At 28.1% G+C, this 4,854-nt stretch carries 4 protein-coding genes; all 4 read left to right on the plus strand.

Annotation, left to right across the window (positions count from 1 at the left end):
• Positions 1–146 (plus strand): DUF1722 domain-containing protein (locus IDG60_RS05970; protein ID WP_241013341.1); only part of this gene is annotated, 146 nt, incomplete at its 5' end.
• Positions 147–1,633: 1,487 nt separating this feature from the next.
• Positions 1,634–3,739 carry an AraC family transcriptional regulator Rsp gene (gene rsp, locus IDG60_RS05975; RefSeq protein WP_000128366.1) on the plus strand — a complete coding sequence of 702 codons (2,106 nt, stop codon included), beginning with the start codon at positions 1,634–1,636 and terminating at the stop codon, positions 3,737–3,739.
• Between the two features lie 70 nt (positions 3,740–3,809).
• The gene (locus tag IDG60_RS05980; protein WP_000071904.1) at positions 3,810–4,232 is read left to right on the plus strand and encodes a pyridoxamine 5'-phosphate oxidase family protein; all 423 of its coding nucleotides are present in this window, start codon (positions 3,810–3,812) and stop codon (positions 4,230–4,232) included.
• 263 nt (positions 4,233–4,495) lie between these two features.
• Positions 4,496–4,852, plus strand: coding sequence for a DUF4889 domain-containing protein (locus tag IDG60_RS05985; RefSeq protein ID WP_000727328.1), 357 nt, complete (start codon positions 4,496–4,498; stop codon positions 4,850–4,852).
• The last annotated feature ends 2 nt before the right edge of the window (positions 4,853–4,854 follow it).

The raw sequence follows: 4,854 nt of genomic DNA on the forward strand, positions 1-4,854 counted from the left end.
AACAATCAAAACTACTTAAAGCTGATTTTATTAATGGTAAAATCGACACCCAAACTTTATTAGATTTTTTAGCAGAACTTGCTAATAAATATGATGTTCAATATTTACTACAAAGTCGTGTTTTAAACACAAAAAGAAAGAGATAGATTGAAACTTTAGTTGTAACGGACAAATAGTAGTCATTGGAGTTCAGCAATTCATACTTTGTACTAAAGTTTACTATAATCTATCTCTCAAGGTTTAAATGTACATATCTATATTAAGATGCGTTTCATGATGTTAGAAGATACCATACACATTTAATTAGTTACAGCATAAATCAATTTATACCCTTAATTATTACATTGTTTATATTTTAAATTCGGGGGAGTAATTTTAAGTAATATCTTGTTGCTGCTAATTCTATTGTTAATAAATTGATATTAGATGTAGAAATTGAGTGTGAAAGTTAATAATAGATGATTTAGCTAGTAACATAATTAATTCATATATAGTCAAAAAGTTCTGTTAGATACTGTTCTTGATGAATATTCTTTGATGTTAGGTGTTAGCTATTCTAGATGAGTTTCTTAGATGTGGATGCCTGTCTTGATGAAGTTATCTATGATGTTAATATAATACTTGATGTTGATTCTTAGATGTTAGTGCGATTTCAAGATGCTGATTCTTTGTTGTTGCACTATCTTGGTGACGTTTCTAGTTGTTTATAGTTATCGCATCTCTTGATGTAAAATCTAAGATGTTTATGCATTTCTAGATGTTAATTCTTCGCTGCTTAAGAATTATCTTGATGGTAAATCTAGTTGTGCCATGCATTTTCTCATGATGAATCTAAGGTGTTAATTCATTGATGTGTGCTGTTTCTTGTTGCTTCATTATCTTGATGGTGAATTTCGTTGTCTAATGCACTTTTTCAAATGATTATTCTAATTGTTACGGCAATAACTAGATGGATTTTCTTAGATGTTCACTTTTCTAGATGTTTATACTTATCTTGATGTTTTCTAAACAGAACTTTTAAACGCTTTATTTTTTAGTAGATTGTTTAAAATTTCTTAGTTGATGGTTATTGTTGTTGATTTGAATAATTTGTAGCGAATATTTTGTAACAGGGCTACTAAGAATTTTTATAACAAGAAGTGATTTCAATCGTACTAATTTTCAGCGTTTGATGACAAAAGTGTATGTCCAAACTTAAATAATGGCGATAAAATTTAAGTCATGGGTACATTTAATGTTTTTTGATTCAAACTTCCATTTTGGTCAATTTGCTTTTTTTATAACATAGTTGAATATCAATAAAAGATTAGCAAGTTAGTTCAAAATGGCTATGTATTGTTTTTTGAAATACATAGGTTTGAAATCTATATTAATTATGCACCAAATAATTTAATTAGACTCTATCGAAAATTTCCAAATTTTGCTTACTATCTTTCTAATTTTACTTTTATATTGTGCACAATGCATAAAAACAAGCGTTTTCCTAGGAGTTTTCATTAATTTCTTTTATTTTTCACTATTACCTTTTCAAAAATATTCAACTATAATAGGTATACTATCCATGATTTTAAAAATTTCCATGTTTTACATTTAAATGATAGATTTCAATATATATTAGGCAGGAGAGAGAAATATGACATGCCAACTTAAAATACATCATACATTATCGACAATACCAAGTCGTAATATTAATAATATTATGGTGCTATTTTCACTTACAAGTAAACTCAATATTACGATTAATGGTGAAACCAAAGACGTAAGTAATTATATTATCTTAATTAACCATGGTGATATTTATAATATTAACCACGGCGAAAATATAATCGAATTAATGATACCCGTTTTTTATTTTTATCAACAAGATGATGATTTCTTTAATGGTTATTTAGATCGTCATTTATTACAATCAAGTAATTATATTAAGTCATTAATTGCCGATTTAATCAGTACACCAACAAGTTCTTCTTTAATGGGGAAAAATATAGGTCAAAGTATTATAGACACTTTACTTAAAGAAGCTTTTATAAGAATAGATCATGAATATTTACCAAATATTGCTTTAAGCAATCCGGTGTTCATAGACTGTGTAAACTATATTCATGACAATATTGATGCGCACTTGTCTTTAAAAGATATAGCGATGCATTGCAACATCTCTGAATCATATTGTTCTAATCTTTTTGTTCGATATTTGAGTATGAATTTTAAAGATTATTTTACAAGTATTAAACTTGTTAACGCCATCAATTTATTACTTTCTACAAAACATTCTATTACAACTGTTTCTGAATTGGCCGGTTTTAACAGTCATACAAATTTTGCAAATCAATTTAAGAATTACTTGCATTTTAGTCCTAAACAGTTCCGTTCACTCGTTTCCAAGATTACTGAACCACCACAAATACACTTCCAACAAGATAACGTATCACAATTCACTGAGTTAATTTCAACAATTGATTTAACAGCTCAACTGGCTACAAATACAACAGATATTCATATAGATGATTTTAATCCGAAAGATCGAAGTCAGCGTGCCAAAGTATTTGTTCGATTTAGTAATTTCAATGAACTATTTCAATTTATTTTCAATGAATATTACGATATTAACTTTGAGCACTTACCAAAACCTGTCGTTTTCATTGACGATATTCACGATATTGAGATTAGCCAAACGAATTACAACCTGTTAAATAGATGTTTTGAAAAGCTTTTCGAAAAAAATATAGGTTTAGCAATCGCTATTAAATCAACACAACAATTCGAAACGATGAAGCAGTTAATACTAACATTTTTACAAGGCAATCAAGACTATAAGACAAGCAAGAAATTAGTTAAATTTATGCTCGTATTTTGCTCTAATTCTATGACAGCAGAAGAAATTCATTTATGTCATCTTAAAATTAAAAACAAAAATAAAGAAATTAAATATAGTGTGACAGTCGATGGCTTTTTAGAAACTTATTCAACCGTGGAACAAGTTTATGATGTCATGCAGCGTCTTAAATTCCATTATTACTTTATTGATATTGAAAATTCAAAAACTGCAACACATCTTATCACTAAAAACCAACACTATCATCAAACTGACACTCATTTTGAACAGTATAAGAAATTTATTTTAGATTCAGGTATATCATCAACACAATTTGTATATAATAACCTGTCTGTAAGCGGATTTAAATATACTAATGATGGTAAGAATCCAATTCAATTATCTGACATAGTGTATCACTTAATCGCATTATTACGATATGGCGGTGGCATTAGCTATCAATTATTAGATGACCATTCAAATTATATTTCCTTGTACAACAAATATGGTAGCCCCCTACCATTAATGCATTTATATAAAATGTTTAGACCTTTTGTTAATGAAGATATTGAAATTACAAATAATTATGTATTGAGTCGTAAAGATAATAACTACCATTTCTTATTATTCAATAAAATTAATGATCGATATATGTCAGACGTAAAACAAGATTTCATTTTCCATAATGAATTACCTCAAGACTCTTTGATGATTATTAAAACATTGAATCATGAACATGGTTCAATTCAACATTTGCTTCCAATAAGCGATCAACTTGTTTATATAGAAAAAGAAATTTTAGATGAATTAGACAAAACGAATTACCCTAAAACGGAGCTTGCAGTTCAAGAAGAAACTGGTCGTACATTTGAACTCAAGTTAAATCACGACGAGGTTAAATATATTTGCTTTAAACCAAGCTAAATACTAACAGTCCTCTTGTGTTTAGTTTCTTACGTTAAAGGCTATTTATATCATAAGGAGATGATATGTAATGAGTAACTCACAAGCAATTCAAGCAATTGAAAACGTGTTAGCAACGTCAAAAGTTGGTGTATTATCAACTGCATATAATAACAAACCTAATAGTAGATATATGGTCTTTTATAATGATGGTCTTACTTTATATACTAAAACGAATATCCATTCTGCTAAGGTCAAAGAAATTAAAGATAATCCAGCAGCATATGTTTTGTTAGGCTATAACGACACAACTAATCGTAGTTTCGTTGAAATGGAAGCCACGATAGAAGTAGTTACTGATCAAAAAGTAATCGATTGGTTATGGGAGACTCAAGATAAAAGCTTTTTCAGTTCAAAAGAAGACCCAGAACTTTGTGTTTTAAAGGTGACACCACAATCTGTTAAATTGATGAATGACAAATCATTAGATACACCTATCAAAATCGATTTATAACACAAAGTATATATAGGAAATAACTTTTATGAATTCTAGATATAACAATGTTAAATACTTAAAATAACTCGCTATAATTAAAGTGTTTAATATGTTTACAATCCAATTTGCAATGTATTGTTTTTAGACACACTTTATTCACATTTAACGTGATTAGGGTGTGTCTTTTTAAATTAATTTTATGTAATATAAATACTGCATTTGCAAACTGTTGCACTTTTAGGTATAACAGAATTAACTACATTTAAGGAGATTGATGAACCATGAAAAAGAAAAAAGGTTTTGGTCTTGGTATTAGTTTAATCGCCATCATGTTAATTGTATGTATTGTATTAGTAATCATGATGATGACTGGCGGAAAGAAAGATACATACTATGGAATTATGAAAGATAATACTACTATTGAAAAAATGATTAGTGAAAAAGATGAAAGTATTGAAAAAAATGTTAAATTACCTTCAGATTCAGATGTTAAAGTTAAAAAAGGTGATTTTGTAATTGTTTATAAATTAGCAGATTCAGATAAAATTGTTAAAGTTAAAAAAGTTGACCATGATGACGTCCCTCACGGTTTAATGATGAAAATTCATGACATGGGCAAAATGCACATGAAACACTAATT

Source organism: Staphylococcus sp. EG-SA-2, assembly GCF_017152085.1.